The sequence below is a fragment of the Phreatobacter aquiterrae genome, assembly GCF_053471285.1.
In genome coordinates this window covers 144,131-161,536 of sequence record NZ_JBJPHW010000004.1, presented here as the reverse complement: position 1 = coordinate 161,536, position 17,406 = coordinate 144,131, and the positions used below count along the sequence as shown (strand labels likewise).

Below are 17,406 nucleotides of genomic sequence, written 5' to 3'. Positions count from 1 at the left end.
ATGGAAAGACCATATCGGGCCTCTCGATTGCCGCCCGTTCAGGTTCGGAGCGCATGGAACTCGTTCTCCATCATCGATTCTTCTGTCCGCATTCGCGTTTCGTCCGCCTTGCCCTCGCAGAGCGGGGCATCGAGGCGGCGCTCGTCGAGGCGAGGCCATGGGAGCGGCGTGAGGATTTCCTCCGGCTCAATCCGGAAGCGACGACGCCGGTGGTGGAGATCGCCGACGGTCCGGGCGTCGTCGGGGCGGATGGCGTGGCCGCCTGGCTCGACGATCTGGAGACGGGGCCGGCCGACCGCCGGCTGATGCCCGAGGCGCTGACGCAGCGCATCGAGACGCGCCGGCTGATGCGCTGGTTCCACGGCAAGTTCTTCGAGGAGGTCTCCGGACCGCTGGTCGAGGAGAAGATCGACAAGCGCTTCATTCCGGCCGAGTTCGGCGGCGGGGCGCCCAACACCACGGTGCTGAGGGCGGCCCGCGCCAATATCCGCTATCATCTGGCCTATGTCGGCTGGCTGGCGGCGCGAAACGACTGGCTTGCCGGACCGCAGATGAGCTACGCCGATCTGGCGGCGGCGGCGCATCTGTCGGTCGTCGACTATCTGGGTGAGGTTGCGTGGAACGACGAGGCGGCCGCGAGGGACTGGTATGCGCGGGTGAAGTCCCGGCCGTCCTTCCGCGCCCTGCTGAACGACCGGGTGGTCGGCATGCAGCCGAGCGCGACCTACGCCGATCTCGACTTCTGAGCGATCCGGCCGCGCTGCGCGCCGCCATCACGGAGAAGGCAGCGGCCGAGGGCTTCGACGCCATCGGCTTCACCCGGCCCGACGCCATCCCGCACGCGCCCGCGCGCCTGGCCGAGGCCATCGCCGCCGGCCGTCACGGTTCCATGGCTTGGATGGAGGAGAGCGCGCCGCGCCGCGGCGACCCCCGCATCCTCTGGCCGGAGGGGCGATCGATCATCATGCTCGGGGTCAATTACGGCCCCGACGAGAACCCGCTCGACGGCCTGAAGGACCGCGATTGTGGGCTGATCTCCGTCTATGCGCGGGGCGACGACTACCATGACCTCATCAAGGCGCGGCTCAAGGCTGTGGGCCGGTGGCTTGCCGAGGAGACGGGCTGCGCGCTGAAGGTCTTCGTCGACACTGCGCCCCTGATGGAAAAGCCGCTGGCGGCTGCCGCCGGCCTCGGCTGGCAGGGCAAGCACACCAATCTCGTCTCGCGCCGGTTCGGCTCCTGGCTCTTCCTCGGCGCCATCATGACGACGCTGGAGATCGCGCCCGACGTGCCGGAGGAGGACCGCTGCGGCTCCTGCCGTGCCTGCCTCGACATCTGCCCGACCGCGGCCTTTCCCGCGCCCTACCGCCTCGATGCCCGCCGCTGCATCAGCTACCTCACGATCGAGAACAAGGGGCCGATCCCGCGCGAATTCCGCAAGGCCATTGGCAACCGCATCTATGGCTGCGACGACTGTCTCGCCGCCTGTCCGTGGAACAAGTTCGCGTCCGAGGGCCGGGAGATGAAGCTCGCCGCGCGCGAGCATCTCAAGCGCCCCGCCCTCGCAGACCTCGCCCGTCTCGACGATGCCGCCTTCCGCGCGCTGTTCACGAAGAGCCCGGTGAAGCGCGTCGGCCGCGACCGTTTCCTGCGCAACGTGCTGATCGCGATCGGCAACAGCGGAGACGGGGCATTGGTCGAGACTGCCGCGGCGCTGCTCGACGACCCCTCGCCGCTGGTCCGCGGCGCAGCTGTCTGGGCGTTGCGGGAGCTTGATCCGTCGCGTTTGCCCCGCGAGGCCCCGGTTGGCGAGGGCGATCAGGACGTACTGGCCGAATGGGCCGCGGCGCTGGCGTGAGGCGACGCCTCACTCCGCCGCCATCGATCCCTTCAGCGGCAGCTTGGCGAGCGGCGGCGGCGCCGTCGCCTCGTCGAACTCCAGCGCCTCGATGCGCCCGCCGCGCTTGGCGATCTTGTCGGCCGAGGTGAGGATCTGGCCGAGGTCATCCTGGGCCTGGCCGAAGTGCTTCTGCAGGTTGAGGACGCGGTCGGTGAGACGGGTGACGTCGTCGAGGAGGTGCGAGACCTCCTTCTGGATGACGCGGGCCTCCTCGCGCATCCGCTCGTCCTTGAGAAGGCCCTGCACCACCTGAACCGCGAGCATCAGCAGGGATGGCGAGACGACCAGCACGCGGGCGCGGAAGGCCTTCTGCATGACGTCGTCGAAATGCTCGTTGAGGTCGGCATAGATGCCCTCCGACGGCACGAACATCAGCGCCATGTCCTGCGTCTCGCCGGGGATGAGGTATTTCTCCGAGATATCCTTGATGTGGACGGTGAGGTCCTGCCGCAGGCGCTGGGCGGCGAGGCGCTTGACCTCCTCGGCCTTGGCCTCGCGCCACATGGTGACGGCCTCGAGCGGGAACTTGGCGTCGACGACGAGGCCGCGCGGGTCGCCGGCAAGACGGATGACGGCATCGGGGCGCTTGCCGTTGGTGAGCGTCGGCTGGAAGGTGAAGCCGGTGCGCGGCAGGCCGTCGGTGAGGATCGCCTCCATCCGCCCCTGGCCGAAGGCGCCGCGCGCCTGCTTGTTGGCGAGCACGTCCTTCAGCGTCACGACCTGCCCTGCAAGGTCGGTGAGGTTCTTCTGGGCGCTGTCGATGACGGCGAGGCGCTCGTTGAGCTTGCCGAGATTTTCCACCGTCGTCTTCGTCTGGCCTTCCAGCGACTGCCCGATGCGCGTCGACATGCCGTCGAGCCTGTCGCCGAGCTGCCTTGCCAGATCGTTCTGGCGCGAGCCGAGACCCTCAGCCATCGCCTGCAGACGCCCGGTGAGCTCGGACTGGATGCGCGTCATCTCGCCCATCCGCTCCTCGATCTCCTGGGCGTGGATGACGGCGCGCTCGGCCTCCAGCGCGCGCGCGGAGGCTTGCCGGCGCAGCGCAACGAACAGGATCGCCAGCATGAGCACGGAGAGGCCGAGAAGGCCGAAGGCCAGTTCGCCGGCCGTGATGGCGCGGCCACCGATGACGAGGATGATGTCAGACATGGGACGCAGCTTAAGCGATTCGCCCGGCAGTGCCGAACGAAGAGGGAACGCCCCTCACAGGTAGCGGCGCAGGTCCTGGGCCGCCTTGGCGGGATCGCGCGCGACGTCGAAGGTCGAGACGAACTGGCCCTGCCGGTCCATCAGATAAACGAAGGTGGTATGGTCCATGGTGTAGCCGCCGGCGTCGAGCGGCACCTTGCGCGCGAAGGCGCGGTAGGCGCGCATCGCCTGCGTCACCTGCTCCTCGCTCCCCGTGAGGCCGCGGATGCCGGCGTGGAAGCTGCCGAGATAGGTCGACAGCAGCTCGGTGGTGTCGCGCTCGGGGTCGACGGTGATGAAGACCACGTTGACCTTGCCGGCGTCGGCGCCGAGCGAATCGAGCATCTGCGTGATCTCGAAGAGCTTGGTCGGGCAGATGTCCGGGCAATGGGTGAAGCCGAAGAAGACGAGGCTCGGCTTGCCGGCGAGATCCTTCTCGGTGAAGGGCTTGCCGTTCTGGTCGGTGAGGTTGAAGGCGCCGCCGATGGCCGAGGAGCTGGAGGCGAGCTGGCCGCCGCGCGGCATGGTGAAATGCACCACCGCCGCCAGAATTCCGAGCCCTCCGACGAGCAGGGCGAGCGACAGGATCAGGGCGGCAGACAGCCGCCGCCGGGTGGGAACCTTGTTGTCCTGCGTCATGTTCGTCTCAGAAGCACCAGGCGAGGCCGGCCGCCAGCGTGTCGAGGAAGACCTTCGACCCCTGGGTCCACCACAGGACGCCGGAGGCCGCCGCGAGCGCGGCGACACCGATCCCCGTCGCCCAGAGCGCCAGGCGCGGCGTGTCGGAGGAAGGCTGCTGAACTGTCTTGGTCGACATGGCGTTTATCTAGTCCATCACGTCGCCGGAATCAAAAGGCGAAACCGCAGGACCGATCCCCTTTCCGTGAGAGACCGCCCAGACTACATGCCTGCGATGCGCCCCGACGACCTGCTTTTGCCGACGCCGCGCGGGCTCTACTGCCCGCCAGCGGACGTCTTCATCGATCCCGTCAGGCCGGTTCCGCGGGCGCTGGTGACCCATGGCCATTCCGATCATGCCCGCGCCGGACATGACGCGGTGCTCGCCACCGCCGCGACGCTGAGGATCATGGCGATCCGCTACGGCACGGATTTCGGCGGCACGACGCAGGAGGCCCGCTGGGGCGAACCGACGGTCATCAACGGCGTCACGTTCACGTTCTTTCCGGCCGGCCACATCCTCGGATCGGCGCAGATCGCGGTGAGCCACAAGGGCCTGACGATCGTCGCCTCCGGCGATTACAAGCGCGCCGCGGACCCGACAGCCGAGGCCTTCGAGGTGGTTCCCTGCGATGTCTTCATCACAGAGGCGACGTTCGGCCTGCCGGTGTTCCGCCATCCGGACGAGGCGGGGGAGGTTGCGAAGCTTCTCGCCTCGGTGCGGCTGTTCCCAGACCGCGCCCATCTCGTCGGGGCCTATTCGCTCGGCAAGGCGCAGCGGGTCATGGCGCTGATCCGCGCCGCAGGCCACGACGCGCCCATCTATATTCACGGCGCGGTGGAGAAGCTGACGCGCTTCTACGAGGCCGAGGGCCATGATCTCGGCGACATCCGCCTGGCCAAGGAGGCCGACAAGGCCGCGCTCGGAGGCGCCATCGTCATCTGCCCGCCTGGGTCGATGAAGGATCTCTGGGCCAGGCGCTTTCCGGACCCGGTGACGGCCTTTGCTTCGGGCTGGATGCGGGTGAGGGCGCGGGCGCGACAGGGCGGCGTCGAGCTGCCGCTGGTCATTTCCGACCATTCCGACTGGGACGAGCTGCAGCAGACGATCCGCGATACCGGAGCCGGCGAAGTCTGGGTGACGCATGGCCAGGAGGATGCGCTCGTCCACTGGTGCGGGACGCTGGGGCTGACGGCGCGGCCGCTTCGGCTCGTCGGCTATGGCGACGAGGGGGAGGCCGAGGCGAGCCCGGCGGGCGCCACCGCATGAACCGCTTCGCCGCCCTCCTCGACCGCCTCGCCTACGAGCCGCGCCGCAACGCCAAGCTGGCGCTGATCGCCGACTATTTTCGCGCGACGCCCGATCCCGAGCGCGGCTGGGCCCTCGCCGCCATGACCGGGGCGCTGACCTTCAGGCATGCCAAGGCCGGCCTCATCCGCGGGCTGATCGCCGAGCGCACCGATCCGGTGCTCTTCGCGCTCTCCTACGACTATGTCGGGGACCTGTCGGAAACCGTCGCACTGATGTGGCCGGGGCCGGGCATGGCGGAAACCGGCCACAACCGCCCGCCGCCTCCGACCCTCGCCGAGGTGGTCGCGACGCTGGCGACGACGTCGAAACCGGCCCTGCCCGCCCTGCTTGCCGGCTGGCTCGACCAGCTCGACGAGACCGGCCGCTGGGCGCTCCTGAAGCTCATCACCGGCGGCCTGCGCATCGGCGTTTCGGCCCGTCTCGCCAAGACGGCCGTCGCGGCGCTGGGTGGACGGGATGCCGACGAGGTCGAACTCGTCTGGCCCGGCCTCAAGCCCCCCTATGAAAAGCTCTTCGCCTGGGTCGAGGGCAGGGCGGATCGTCCCGAGGCCCTCGACCCCGCGCCGTTCCGGCCGCCGATGCTGGCCCATCCGCTGGAGGACGACGCCTTCGATGCGCTCGATGCGGCGCATTTCGCCGCCGAATGGAAGTGGGACGGCATCCGCGTGCAGGCCGCCGGCGGAACCCTGCCCGACGGCCGGCGGGTGGCGCGGCTCTATTCGCGCACCGGCGAGGATATTTCAGGCGCCTTCCCCGACATCGTCGAGGCGCTGGATTTCGACGGCGCCATCGACGGCGAACTGCTGGTGCTGCGCGAGGCGCGGGTGCAGAGCTTCAACGTGCTGCAGCAGCGCCTCAACCGCAAGCGCGTGACGGCGGCCATGCTGGCGGAATCCCCGGCCCATATCCGCGCCTACGACCTGCTCTTCGAGGGCGCCGTCGACCTGCGCGACCGGCCCTTCGTCGAGCGCCGGGCCCGGCTTGAGGCTTTCGTGGCCGGCCTGTCGACGCCGCGCATCGATCTCTCGCCGCTGATCGCCTTCCCCGACTGGGCGGCGCTGGCGGCGGCACGTCTCGATCCGGAAAGCGCGGCGGCCGGCGACGATGCGGAAGCCATCGAGGGGCTGATGGTGAAGCGCCTCGACGCGCCCTACCTGCCCGGCCGTCCGAAGGGTCTCTGGTACAAGTGGAAGCGCGATCCGATGGTCGTCGACTGCGTGCTGATGTATGCGCAGCGCGGCCACGGCAAGCGCTCCAGCTTCTATTCCGACTTCACCTTCGGCGTCTGGCGCGGCGCGACCGGCGCCGAGGAGTTGGTGCCGGTGGGCAAGGCCTATTTCGGCTTCACCGACGAGGAGCTCGGGCGGCTCGACCGCTTCGTCCGCAATCACACGGTCAACCGCTTCGGCCCGGTGCGCGAGGTCACCCACACGGCGCGCGAAGGGCTGGTGCTGGAGATCGCCTTCGAGGGTCTCCAGCGCTCGACCCGGCACAAGTCGGGCATCGCCATGCGCTTCCCCCGCGTCGCGCGCATCCGCTGGGACAAGCCCCCCGGCGAGGCGGACCGCATCGAGGCGCTGGAAGCCAAGCTCCGGCCGTGAGCGGGGCAGGGGGTGGCGGCGTGTCGCCTTGACACCTCGAAGAAACGGGCCATGTTCGGCTCATGATCCGTTGCACCCCCTTCGCCGCTCCGACCTTCAGGCTGATCTTCGGCCTCTGACCCCTGCCCGGCCCCTGCGTGCCTCCGGGCATGGGGCGAGGGCTCATCCGGTATCGGCACGCGCTTCCGTTTCTTCTCCGTCCCATCATCCTCATCGCATCCGGCGCCGCGTCGCGGGTGCGTCGTCAGCTTTGAAAGCTCCCGACATGAACACCTCCACTGCCCCACGCCGGCGGCGCGCCATGCCCTCCATCGTCGTCAGCGACAACGACCATCGCATCGTCACGGGCCTTGCCATGTCGGCGCTCGAGCGGCTTCCCGCGGTCGCCGAAGTCCTGCTCCACGAGATGTACCGGGCACGCATCGTGCCGCCGACGAAGCGGCCGGCCGATGTGATCGGCATTGGCTCCGAGGTCGACTATGTCTCCGATAGCGGCCAGAGCCGGACGGTGCGGCTGGTCATGCCTGCGGAAGCGGATATTTCCGCCGGACGGATCTCGATCCTGACACCGGTGGGCGCGGCGCTGATCGGCCTGTCGCCGGGACAGTCCTTCGACTGGACCGGGCCGAGCGGCCATGCCCACAGCCTGACGGTGCAGGCCGTCAGGCCGCCCATGGTCTGATGCTGCCGCCCGGCAGGCATGTCTGGGCGGCTTTGCCTGCCGGCGCGCTTCATGCGAAGCGGGGCGCGATGCCCAGCGCTTCCGCCCTTCTCCGGTTCCTGACGAGCTTCGTCGTCCCCTGCCTCGTCGGCGCGGCGGGCGGCTATCTCTTCCATCGGCTCGGCATGCCGGCGGCCTGGATGTCGGGCGCGCTGATTGCGGCGACCGTCCTCGCCCTCGCCGGTCTGCGGGTCGATGTTCCCGGTCCGATCGCCACGGTGACCTTCCTGCTGCTCGGCGCCGTCATGGGATCGGCGGTGACGCCGGAGACGCTCCGTCTCATGCTGTCATGGCCGGTATCCATGGCCGGCCTCGCCGTGCTGGTGCCGGGCATCGTGGCCGGGATCACCCTCTATCTGCATCGCCTGGAGGGCATGAACCGCCACACCTCGTTCTTCGCCTCGATTCCCGGCGCGCTGAGCTACGTCATGGCCATGACGCTGACTTCGCCGGCCGACACCCGCAGCGTCGCGGTGATCCAGAGCGTGCGCCTGCTTCTGCTGATGGCGGTGCTTCCCGGCCTGCTGTCGATCGCCGGCATGGGCGGCACGGCGGTCGCGCCGCCATCGTCCCCGACGACGGCCAACTGGACGGAGCTCGTTCTGCTGCTCGTCCTGTCGGTGAGTTGTGGCCTCGGCATGGAAAGGCTCGGGGTGCCCGGCGGGGCGACCGTCGGCGCCATGTTCGCCAGCGCGGTTCTGCATGGGTCGGGAACGGTCACGGCGACCGTGCCGGAGCCGTTTATGATCATCGGCTTCGTCGTCATCGGCGTCCTTATCGCCGCCCGCTTCGCCGGAACATCGATGGCCGAACTCAGGCGGCTGGCGCGCGCCTCGGTCGGCGCCTTCCTGATCGGCATCGCGGTGACGCTCGTGGTGGCGCTGGCGGTCGCGTGGATCGCCGGGCTTCCGGTTGGCAAGGTGGTTCTCGCCTATGCGCCCGGCGGCATCGAGGCCATGGCGATCCTCGCCTTCGTCCTCGACATGGACCCCGCCTTCGTCGGCGCCCACCACATCGTCCGCTTCGTCGGCATTGCACTTCTCCTGCCGGTCGCGGCGCGGATCGTGCTCGGGCCGCCACAGAAAGACTGACTTTTCGCGCAAGGACGTTGCGGAGGCGGGTTTTCTTCCGCTATCGATAGCCATATCGTCACTTCGGGGTCCGTGCATGTTTCGTCCTCGCCTCCCGCATGCCGCCATCGCCGCTCTCGCCGCGATCCTCGCCCTTCCCGCCGCCACCGAATCCGCCGAGGCCCGCTGCTCGGTTCCCGCTGTCGCATCGGCGACCGCCGGCGGGTCGCTGCCGCGCACATCCGCGCGCATCCGGGCGCGCCAGACCGTGCGCGTCCTCGCCATCGGTTCCTCGACCACGGCCGGCGTCGGCAGCGGCGGCGCGGGCTTTGCCCATCGTCTCGGACCCATGATCAAGGCGCGGTGGCCGAACTCCGTCATCGAGGTGGTGGTGTCGGGCGTCTCCGGCGAGACCGCATCGGGTGCGGCAGGACGGCTCAGGGCGGAACTCGCGCAGCACCAGCCGACGCTGGTCGTCTGGCAGCTCGGCACCAACGACGCCAATTTCGGCGTCTCCGCCGAGGCGTTCAGGGCGACGGTTGCCGGCGGCCTCGCCGCCATCCGGGCGGCCGGCGCCGATGCCGTTCTGGTCGACCCGCAATATTCCCGCTGGGCCGAACGCGGCACGCGTACGGCCCAGTTTGCCGGCATCATCGCCTCGGAGGGCGCCCGTTCCGGGGCTCCGGTGGTGCGCCGCTACGATGCCATGTACCGGTTGGCGGTCAGCAATCGCAGCGCCTTCGACTCCCTCATCGCCTTCGACGGCCTGCACCTGACATCGGCGGGTCACGACTGCATGGCGCAGCAGGTGGCCGGAACCATCGTCCGCACGGCCGGTCGCTGAACCTGGCGGCGTCTTGCCTTTGGGGCAGGCGCCCACCACATTGACCAGGCCGGCGGCGGGCCGGTTCTGGCCAGATGAGCGTAGCGATGAACACGACCACCACGCCGACGACGACCACGACCGTCGTTCCCTCGCCGATGCAGTATCTGGACCGCGCCACGGGCGTGCTGCGCGACCTGGGGCTGATGCCCTCCAAGATCGACGAGCAGCCGATCATCCCGCTGCTGCAGAAGATTTCGCACCTCGACCAGGACCGTGTGACCATGATCGCGCGCACCCTCAACCAGGTCGGCGTGTTCAACGAGGTGGTCCGCAATCAGGTTGCCGGCATGGAGATCGGCGAGCGCTACGAGCTGATCACCAGGAGCTTCAACTCCATTCGTGACGACGCCAAGCGCATGGTCGACCAACTCGCCGACGGCAAGCTCTCGACCTTCGAGCGGCTGGAGAACATCTGGACCAAGGTCCGCCGCGGCGATATCGCCACCCGTTTCGACGGTATCCGCACCGTCTATCTCGACGTTGCGCGCGCCACGAAGGACCAGATTCAGCGCGAGGTCACCATCCTCGACGCCTACCGCGACTTCCGCGGCGCGCTGAAGCAGGCCGAGGTGCAGGCCCTCGAGGTTCTCGAGAAGGCCTACGAGGCGCTGCAGGCCAGGCAGGCCGATCTGAAGACCGCCTCCGAGGCGGTCGCGGCCTACACCGGCACGGTGCCGGCCGAGCGCGCCAATCTCGAACTCGTCCGCGACACCAAGCTGCGCGAGATGCAGGACGAGGAGAAGCGCTACCAGATCGCCAAGGACCTCTCCGACAACCTGACCATCGGCTACAACACCTCCGAGGTCATCATGGCGCGCCTGATGCAGACGACGAACGCCAAGGAGCGCGTCTATGCCCAGGCCATCTCGTTCTTCTCCACCAACGACGCGGTGCTGACCGCGCTGAAGGCCTCGTTCACCGGCCTGCAGGGCCTGCACGAATCGACCCGGACGCTGAACGAGATGAAGGAGGGCGTCTCGAAGTCGCTCGAGACTCTCTCCGAGATCGGCGACAAGGTGCAGGAAGAGGCGCTGCGCGCCGGCTACGGCCCGACGGTCCGGGCCGACGCGGTGAAGAAGCTGGTCGAGAGCGTCGTCTCCTTCCAGGAGAAATCCGGCGAGATCATCCTCGAGATGCGCAAGATGTCGACCCAGAACTCCAGGGAGATTCGCGACGTGGTCGAGGACGGCAAGAAGCGCCTGGCGGCTCTCGCCGAGAAGGGCGCGGCGCTCGGCATGTGATCCGGGCTTCCGGTATCGCCGTGCGCGCATGTTCCGACCGGAGGGTCGTCCGATGACCGACACCGCCGTTGCCTCTCCGGTCGCCGCGCCGGTGGTGGAACAGCAGTCTTCCAAGCTCGACGACATCATGCTCGCCATGGATGTCGTCGACACGCTCAGGCACGACCAGAAGATCACCGAGCGCGAGCTCGCCGAGGGCGACCGCGAGGTGGACCTGATCGAGCGCCTGCGCGACATCTACCGCAAGCAGGGCATCGACGTTCCGGACGAAATCCTCCGCCAGGGCGTCAAGGCGCTGCGGGAGGAGCGCTTCGTCTACAAGCCGCCGCGCGACAGCTTCTCCGTGAAGATGGCGCGGCTCTACGTGACCCGCGGCAGATGGGGAAAATGGGCGCTCGGGGCCCTGGCGGCGCTCGCCATCGGCGCCGGCGTGCTGTCCTACCAGGGCTATGTGGCGCGCACCGAACTGACGCAGACGATTCCCGCCGCGATCACGCGGCTCTCCGCCGACATCAACCGGGAGGCGACGGTGGATGCCGTGCGCACGCGGGTCGCGGCCCTGGTGACCGACGGCACGATTGCCGCCCGCGACGGCAAGGCGGTGTCCGCCCGGGCCGTGGTGGCTGAGCTCGAGCGCCTGCGCGACGACATCCGTACCGAATACGACGTGCGCATCGTCTCACGGCCGGGCGAATCGACCGGCGTCTGGCGGCGTCCGCGCCGCAACCCCAACGCCATGAACTATTACCTGATCGTCGAGGCGATCGGCCGCGACGGCCGACCGCTGTCGCGCACCATCACCTCCGAGGAGGACGCGACGACGAAGGTCGTCACCAAATGGGGCGTCCGCGTTCCGGAAAGCCTCTACCGGCAGGTCGAGGCCGACAAGCGCGACGACGGCATCGTCCAGAACGCCATCCTTGGCCGCAAGCTGCGCGGCCAGCTCGATCCGACCTGGCGCGAGACGCTGCCGGGCGGCGCGATCACGAGCTGGTAGGAGGGCAGCGCATGATCCCCGGACATTCAGCCCTCGGCGGCATCGAAGGCGCCCTCGCCGAGATCCGGCAGGCCGAGAACGCGATCAATCGGCGCCTCGACGAGGCCAGCCGTGGCAGCGCCGAGGCGCGGGCCGAGGAGGCGGAGCGCTTCCGTGACCTCGCCGTCTTCCGCCTGAAGAGCGAGAGCGGCCTCGGGGGGCGGCTGACGCAGGTGGCGACCGACGTCAGGGCGATCCTCGCCCTGCGCCTTAACGACCGCAACAGGCTCGAGGCCGAGATTGCCGCCGTGGAGGGTGAGATCGAGCGCATCGCCGCCGAGCGTGAGGACTTCGCCCGCCGCCTCGCGGAAGCCGAGGAACGCCGCGACGCCGTGCAGAACGAAGCGCAGGTCGGTTTGGCTGCGAAGAGCGACTACGTGGCGACCCGGGCCGAGGCCGACCGGATCGTCCATATCGCCGAGGAGTCGGAGAAGAAGGCGAGGCTCGCCGAGGAAGAACTGGAGGCCAAGCGCAAGCCTTACGAGGACGATGCGCTGTTCATGTACCTGTGGAAGCGGACCTATGCGACGCAGGCCTACGAGGCGGGCAATGTCGCGCGGCTTCTCGACGGATGGGTGGCGCGCCTGGTGCGCTATCAGGATGCGCGGCCGAACTACGCCCGCCTGACGGAGATCCCCAAGCGCTTGCGCGAGCACGCAAACCGCAGCGCGGCGCTGGCCGTGGACGCGGTCGAGCGGGTGAAGGCGATGGAGAAGACCGCCTTCCTCGGCACCGGCGGCGATGCGGCCGAGGCCGAGATCGCCGGCCACCGGCAGAAACTCGACGCCCTCGATGCAGCCCGCGCGGCGGCCGAGGAACGGCACAAGGCTCTCGACCAGCGGGCGGGCGCCTTCGCGCGCGGCGAGGACGACCGCTTCCGCCAGGCCATCGGCCTGCTCGCGGAAACCCTGCGGCGCGAGGACATCGAGCGCCTCTATGCCGAGGCCCTGCGGACCCCCTCTCCCGAGGACGAGGCCATCGTCGGCCGCATCCGGATGCTACGCGAGAGCCAGGACCGTTTCGACATCGAGGCGAAACGCGTCCGCGCCGAACTTGCCGAACTGACCCGGCGCCGGTCCGAGGTGTCGCAGGTGGCGACCGGTTTCCGGCAGCGCCGCTACGACGCCGACGGCTCGGTGTTCAGCAACGACGTGGTCGGCGCGCTGCTGCGCGGCCTTGTCACCGGCGTCATTACCGGGGCCGACTACTGGTCACGCATGGAGCAGGGGCGGCGCTGGAGCCGCAACGACCAGAGTTCCTGGGGCGGTGGCGGCTCCTGGGGCGGCGGCGGGTCCTGGGGTGGCGGCTCGTCCGGGGGTTCCTGGGGCGGGGGCTCGTCCGGCGGTTCATGGAGCGGTGGCGGCTCCTCCGACAGCGGCGGCTCGTGGAGCGGCGGCGGGGGTGGTGGAGGCGACGACGGGTTCGAAACCGGCGGCCGGTTCTGATCAGAGCCGCAGCATCACCAGGAAGGCGGTCAGGTCGTCGGTGACGAAGTCGACGTGGTCGTCGTCCCGGCCCTCGAACTCCCAGGCCTCGCGAAACACCTCGCGGGTGCGCTCCGGCACCACGAGGACCGTCTTCATGCCGAGCGCATGCGGCGCCTCGAGATTGCGCGCGAGATCCTCGAACATGACCGCGCGCGCCGGATCGACGCCGTGGTCGGCGAGGAACTTCTCGTAGGTCGGTCGATGCGGCTTCGGCAGCAGCCCGGCGTCAACGATGTCGAACACCCCGTCGAAATGGTTCTCGATGCCGAGCCGCCGCGTCACCGCCGCCACATGCGAATGCGTGCCGGAGGTGAAGACGAACTTGCGGCCGGGCAGGGCGGCGATGGCGGCGCCTAGTTCGGGATTGGCCTGCAGCGGCGAGTGGTCGACGTCGTGGACATAGGCGAGGAAGTCGTCGGGGCTCATGCCGTGCTCGATCATCAGCCCGCGCATGGACGTACCGTAGCGCCTGTAATAATCCTTCTGGAGTCTGAAGGCCTCGTCATCGGAGATGTCCAGGAGCTTCGAGACGTAGCCCTTGATGCGGGCGTCGATCTGCTCCCACAGCGACAGGTGCGCCGGGTAGAGCGTGTTGTCGAGGTCGAAGATCCACGCCTCGACATGGGCGAGGGCGGCGCGGATCGTTGCAGCGTCGGTCATCACGGCTCCCGGAAGCGCAACGCGGCGCGGCGGCGCCCGTCGAATGAAACGGGCAGGAACTTTGCCGGCGAACCACCATGGGCGGCACAGTCCCCGGCGCCGGCGATCTCGAACTCACTGGGGCGGATGCAGGCGGTCACATCGCCGCCGAACAGCAGCGGCCGACCGTTGCGCTCGACCGGCCGGCCCTCCGCGTCGACAGCCTCGGCGAAGGACAGAATGCGGGCCGGCGATCCCTCGATCGGCGGCTTCAGGCAGGTGCCGGCCTCGATGCGGTACCAGCCGCGGGTGACAATGCGTCCGCCCTGATCCGTGCCGAGCGCCGCCATGACGCGGTGGCCGGTCTCGTTGCACCAGGCAAAGCCGGGCCCCTCGCCCGCACGGAGCGCGGCGAGCAGGCGGTCGAAGATGTCAGGCGACTGGGTGGCGTCGGTAGGCAGGTTCAGATCGGTCACAAAGGCGCGTATCGCGGCATCGGTCTTCGGTCCCTCCAGGCCGTCGATGGGGCCAGGATCGTAGCCCATGCGGGTCAGCAGCCGCTGGATGCCGGCCTTGCGCGCCTGCGGCAGGTCGTAGTCGGCCTCCTCGGACAGGAAGAGGATGCCGATCCCCTCGACGACGGTGGGCCTGACCTCGACGAAACCGGCGAGACGCGTATTCGGCTGCCGGCAGGACTGCGCCGCCGGGACGAGGAAATCGCCGTCACCGATGCACAGGTTCATCTGCTCGGGCTGGCCCAGCGAAGCGCCGTGCGCCTCGCCAACCGGCCGGCTGTGCAGGAACAGGCGGCCCGGCGCCTCGGCGGTCTGCAGGATGGCGCGGCACTGACCGGGGTCGAGCCGGAACCAGCCGCGCGTCGCCGCCGTGTCTCCGACAACGACGCCGATCGCCGCCTCGGTGACCACGCTGGTGCGGTTGCACAGGCGGGTCTCCGCCAGAGCGGGCGCGGCCAATGCCGCCGCGGCGATGACGGCCGCGACGGCGATGCCGATCGCTTCACGCATGAATGAGCGTGCCGGCGCCACCATCGGTGAGCAGCTCCACGAGAACCGCGTGCGGGGTCTTGCCGTCGAGGATGACCACGCCCTCGACGCCGCGCTCGATGGCGTAAATGCAGGTCTCGATCTTGGGGATCATGCCACCGGTGGCGGTGCCGTCGGCGATCAGCCGGCGGCAGTCCTCGACCGAGAGCGACTTGATCAGGTTCTTGTTCTTGTCGAGCACGCCGGGAACGTCGGTCAGCAGCAGCAGGCGTTTCGCCTTGAGCGCGCCGGCGATGGCGCCGGCGAAGGTGTCGGCATTGACGTTGTAGGTGTCACCCTCGACCGAGGTGGCGACCGGCGCCAGGACCGGGATGAGTTCCTTGCCGAGCACAGTGTCGAGCACCTTGGTGTCGACCTTGTCCGGCTCGCCGACATAGCCGAGATCCACCGCGCGCTCGATGTTGGAATCGGGATCGCGCGTGGTGCGGCTGACCTTTGCCGCCTTCACCATGTCGCCGTCCTTGCCGCACAGGCCGATGGCCTTGCCGCCGGCGGCGTTGATGAAGCCGACGATCTGCTTGTTGATCGAGCCGGCGAGGATCATCTCGACGATCTCCACCGTCTGCTTGTCGGTGACGCGCAGGCCGTCGACGAACTCGCTCTTGATGCCGAGCTTGGCGAGCATCTGGCCGATCTGCGGCCCGCCGCCGTGGACCACGACCGGATTGATGCCGGACTGCTCGAGCATGACGATGTCGCGGGCGAAGGAGCGCGCGCCGCCCTCGTCGCCCATGGCGTGGCCGCCATATTTCACCACGACGATCTCGTCGTCGTACTTCTGCATGTAGGGCAGCGCCTCGTTGAGAACGCGGCCGATGTCGTGGGCGTCGAGGGGCATGTGCGACGTCATGGGCGGCTCCGAAGGTCGCGTCCCGGCGCGCGACGGTGGCGGCGGTCTTAGCCGATTTCCGGGGCACCGCGAAAGGCTGCAAACGGCATCGGCGCCGTGCGCCTTCCGGCTGCCATCTTCACGGCGCATCCGATCGCCGGGGGTGACAGGGATGGCCTCACCCCCTATGGCATCTGCGAACCGGCCTCGCGCGGCGGTCGGACCCTCATACTTTGCAGTCGGAGACCATGACCAACCTCCGATCTCGTGTTTTCGACCTGCTTCTCGGCGCCTGGACCGCCCTGTTCGGCGCGCTTATTCCTGCCCTCGCCTGGGTCGATCCGCGCCGCGTTCGCGCCGCCTCGCGCGTGTGGGTCGCCGGAGTCATGGGGCTTCTGCGAACCGTCGTCGGCCTCGATCACGTCGAGATCGGCCGGGAGAACCGTCCGGCCGGGCCCTGTCTCATCGTCTGCAACCACCAGTCGACCTGGGAGACAATGGCGCTGATCAAACTGTTCCCGGATGTCGTGATCGTCGCCAAGGAGGAACTGCTCAGGATCCCGGTCTTCGGCTGGTACCTGCGCAAATCGCCGATGATCACCATCGACCGCGAACTCGGCACCCAGGCGCTGCGCCGCATGGTGGAAGGCGCAAAGCAGGCGCTCGGCGAGGGCCGCCCGGTGCTGCTGTTTCCCGAAGGCACGCGCAAGGAACCCGACGAGCCCATCAGCTTCAAGCGCGGCGTCGAACTGCTCTATGGGCGGCTCGACGTGCCGGTGCTGCCGGTGGTGGTCAATTCAGGTCGGTTCTGGGGCATCGGCGGCGGGCCCAAGCGCGCCGGCACCATCACCCTGTCCTGCCTGCCGCCGATTCCGCCGGGCCTGAAGGCAGGGGAGATGATGGCGCGCGCCGAGCGTGTCATGGAAGAGGAACGGAAGAGAATCGGTTGAGGCGAGGTGCCGCCGGACGCCTGCGGCCGGCGCGAACTGCCTCAGATCCCGTTCCGGCCACCTTGACTTGCCCGGCCCCGGCATCACATTCGGCCTGCCCCCGGGGGCCATGAGCCCGCACGACCGCCATCAGGAGAGTGAGGCCATGACACGAAACCCCTATCCCGACCGCTTCTATCCCGTGGTCGAGAGCATTCGCATGCTGATGGATCTCGCCCGCCTCGGCGTCGGCACGATCCAACTCAGGGTCAAGGATCTCGGTGAGGCGCAGGCCGAGGCGCTGGTGAGGGAAGCGGTGGAGTCGGTGGACGGGCTGCCGGTCCGGCTGGTGATCAACGACTACTGGCACGCCGCCATCGTCGGCGGCGCGCGCCACCTCCATCTCGGCCAGGAGGATCTCGCCACCGCCGATGTCGCCGCGATCCGCGCCGCGGGCCTGACGCTCGGCGTCTCCACCCACGACGAGGCGGAGCTTGAGGCGGCCCTGGCGCACAAGCCCGACTACATCGCCCTCGGCCCGATCTACGAGACGACGATCAAGGCCATGCGCTTCGCCCCGCAGGGGCTGGAGCGCATCGGGGCGTGGAAGAAGCGCATCGGGTCGATCCCGCTTGTCGCCATCGGCGGCATCACGCTGGAGCGGGCGCCGGCGGTCTATGCGGCGGGCGCCGATTCCATCGCCGTCGTCTCCGACATCGCGAAGGCGGACGATCCGGAGACGCGGGCGCGCGAATGGCTGGCGCTGGAGCCGGCGGGGGAGTGAACTCGGCCGGCTGGCCTTCGGCGGCCCGAGGGGTTATCGGA

18 protein-coding genes are annotated in these 17,406 nt (G+C 69.0%); 12 read left to right on the top strand and 6 right to left on the bottom strand.

Annotation, left to right across the window (positions count from 1 at the left end; all coding sequences use genetic code 11):
- Positions 1-53 precede the first annotated feature (53 nt).
- Together ACJ4V0_RS08295 and queG are read left to right on the top strand one after the other, a co-directional pair.
- The gene (locus ACJ4V0_RS08295; RefSeq protein ID WP_448299102.1) at positions 54-746 is read left to right on the top strand and encodes a glutathione S-transferase family protein; all 693 of its coding nucleotides are present in this window, start codon (positions 54-56) and stop codon (positions 744-746) included.
- Positions 743-1,858, top strand: coding sequence for a tRNA epoxyqueuosine(34) reductase QueG (queG, locus tag ACJ4V0_RS08290; RefSeq protein WP_448299235.1), 1,116 nt, complete (start codon positions 743-745; stop codon positions 1,856-1,858). Before ACJ4V0_RS08295 ends, queG begins: the two co-directional genes overlap by 4 nt.
- A 9-nt stretch (positions 1,859-1,867) precedes the next feature.
- Here queG and ACJ4V0_RS08285 read toward each other — a convergent pair whose 3' ends face one another.
- The 3 genes from ACJ4V0_RS08285 to ACJ4V0_RS08275 are packed head-to-tail and all read right to left on the bottom strand — an operon-like array spanning position 1,868 to position 3,905.
- Positions 1,868-3,049 carry a DNA recombination protein RmuC gene (locus ACJ4V0_RS08285; RefSeq protein ID WP_448299101.1) on the bottom strand — a complete coding sequence of 394 codons (1,182 nt, stop codon included), beginning with the start codon at positions 3,047-3,049 and terminating at the stop codon, positions 1,868-1,870.
- A 54-nt stretch (positions 3,050-3,103) separates the two neighbouring features.
- Complete coding sequence (locus ACJ4V0_RS08280) at positions 3,104-3,727, bottom strand: SCO family protein (RefSeq protein ID WP_448299100.1); 624 nt, start codon at positions 3,725-3,727, stop codon at positions 3,104-3,106.
- A gap of 7 nt (positions 3,728-3,734) precedes the next feature.
- Positions 3,735-3,905: a hypothetical protein gene (locus tag ACJ4V0_RS08275; RefSeq protein WP_448299099.1), complete on the bottom strand. Its 171-nt coding sequence runs from the start codon at positions 3,903-3,905 to the stop codon at positions 3,735-3,737.
- An 87-nt stretch (positions 3,906-3,992) separates the two neighbouring features.
- On the opposite strand from ACJ4V0_RS08275, the gene ACJ4V0_RS08270 reads away from it, so the two are divergent.
- From ACJ4V0_RS08270 to ACJ4V0_RS08235, 8 genes are all read left to right on the top strand, one after another.
- The gene (locus tag ACJ4V0_RS08270) at positions 3,993-5,036 is read left to right on the top strand and encodes a ligase-associated DNA damage response exonuclease (protein ID WP_448299098.1); all 1,044 of its coding nucleotides are present in this window, start codon (positions 3,993-3,995) and stop codon (positions 5,034-5,036) included.
- Complete coding sequence (locus ACJ4V0_RS08265; protein ID WP_448299097.1) at positions 5,033-6,679, top strand: cisplatin damage response ATP-dependent DNA ligase; 1,647 nt, start codon at positions 5,033-5,035, stop codon at positions 6,677-6,679. The genes ACJ4V0_RS08270 and ACJ4V0_RS08265 overlap by 4 nt, the downstream gene beginning before the upstream one ends.
- 265 nt (positions 6,680-6,944) lie before the next feature.
- Complete coding sequence (gene rnk / locus ACJ4V0_RS08260; protein WP_448299096.1) at positions 6,945-7,361, top strand: nucleoside diphosphate kinase regulator; 417 nt, start codon at positions 6,945-6,947, stop codon at positions 7,359-7,361.
- A 68-nt stretch (positions 7,362-7,429) separates the two neighbouring features.
- Positions 7,430-8,491 carry an AbrB family protein gene (locus tag ACJ4V0_RS08255; protein ID WP_448299095.1) on the top strand — a complete coding sequence of 354 codons (1,062 nt, stop codon included), beginning with the start codon at positions 7,430-7,432 and terminating at the stop codon, positions 8,489-8,491.
- A gap of 76 nt (positions 8,492-8,567) precedes the next feature.
- Positions 8,568-9,314 carry an SGNH/GDSL hydrolase family protein gene (locus tag ACJ4V0_RS08250; RefSeq protein ID WP_448299094.1) on the top strand — a complete coding sequence of 249 codons (747 nt, stop codon included), beginning with the start codon at positions 8,568-8,570 and terminating at the stop codon, positions 9,312-9,314.
- 86 nt (positions 9,315-9,400) lie between these two features.
- The gene (locus ACJ4V0_RS08245; protein WP_448299093.1) at positions 9,401-10,597 is read left to right on the top strand and encodes an RLV_5639 family protein; all 1,197 of its coding nucleotides are present in this window, start codon (positions 9,401-9,403) and stop codon (positions 10,595-10,597) included.
- 52 nt (positions 10,598-10,649) lie between these two features.
- Entirely contained in the window at positions 10,650-11,594 is a 945-nt protein-coding gene (locus ACJ4V0_RS08240; RefSeq protein ID WP_448299092.1) for a DUF6384 family protein, read from the top strand.
- An 11-nt stretch (positions 11,595-11,605) separates the two neighbouring features.
- A complete protein-coding gene (locus tag ACJ4V0_RS08235; protein ID WP_448299091.1) occupies positions 11,606-13,078 on the top strand; it encodes a coiled-coil domain-containing protein in 1,473 nt (490 codons plus the stop codon).
- Here the strand turns inward: ACJ4V0_RS08235 and ACJ4V0_RS08230 are convergent, their stop codons facing one another.
- From ACJ4V0_RS08230 to argB, 3 genes are read right to left on the bottom strand one after another with little or no spacing between them, the layout of a single operon-like run.
- The gene (locus ACJ4V0_RS08230; RefSeq protein ID WP_448299090.1) at positions 13,079-13,780 is read right to left on the bottom strand and encodes a pyrimidine 5'-nucleotidase; all 702 of its coding nucleotides are present in this window, start codon (positions 13,778-13,780) and stop codon (positions 13,079-13,081) included.
- Positions 13,780-14,784, bottom strand: a complete 1,005-nt coding sequence (locus tag ACJ4V0_RS08225; RefSeq protein ID WP_448299089.1) for a DUF1036 domain-containing protein — start codon at positions 14,782-14,784, stop codon at positions 13,780-13,782. The genes ACJ4V0_RS08230 and ACJ4V0_RS08225 overlap by 1 nt, the downstream gene beginning before the upstream one ends.
- Positions 14,777-15,673: an acetylglutamate kinase gene (gene argB / locus ACJ4V0_RS08220; protein WP_448299088.1), complete on the bottom strand. Its 897-nt coding sequence runs from the start codon at positions 15,671-15,673 to the stop codon at positions 14,777-14,779. Before argB ends, ACJ4V0_RS08225 begins: the two co-directional genes overlap by 8 nt.
- A 227-nt stretch (positions 15,674-15,900) precedes the next feature.
- Here argB and ACJ4V0_RS08215 point away from each other — a divergent pair, with 227 nt between their 5' ends.
- Positions 15,901-16,602 (top strand): lysophospholipid acyltransferase family protein, encoded by a 702-nt coding sequence (locus tag ACJ4V0_RS08215; RefSeq protein ID WP_448299087.1) that lies wholly within the window; start codon positions 15,901-15,903, stop codon positions 16,600-16,602.
- 145 nt (positions 16,603-16,747) lie between these two features.
- Entirely contained in the window at positions 16,748-17,365 is a 618-nt protein-coding gene (gene thiE, locus ACJ4V0_RS08210; protein ID WP_448299086.1) for a thiamine phosphate synthase, read from the top strand.
- The last annotated feature ends 41 nt before the right edge of the window (positions 17,366-17,406 follow it).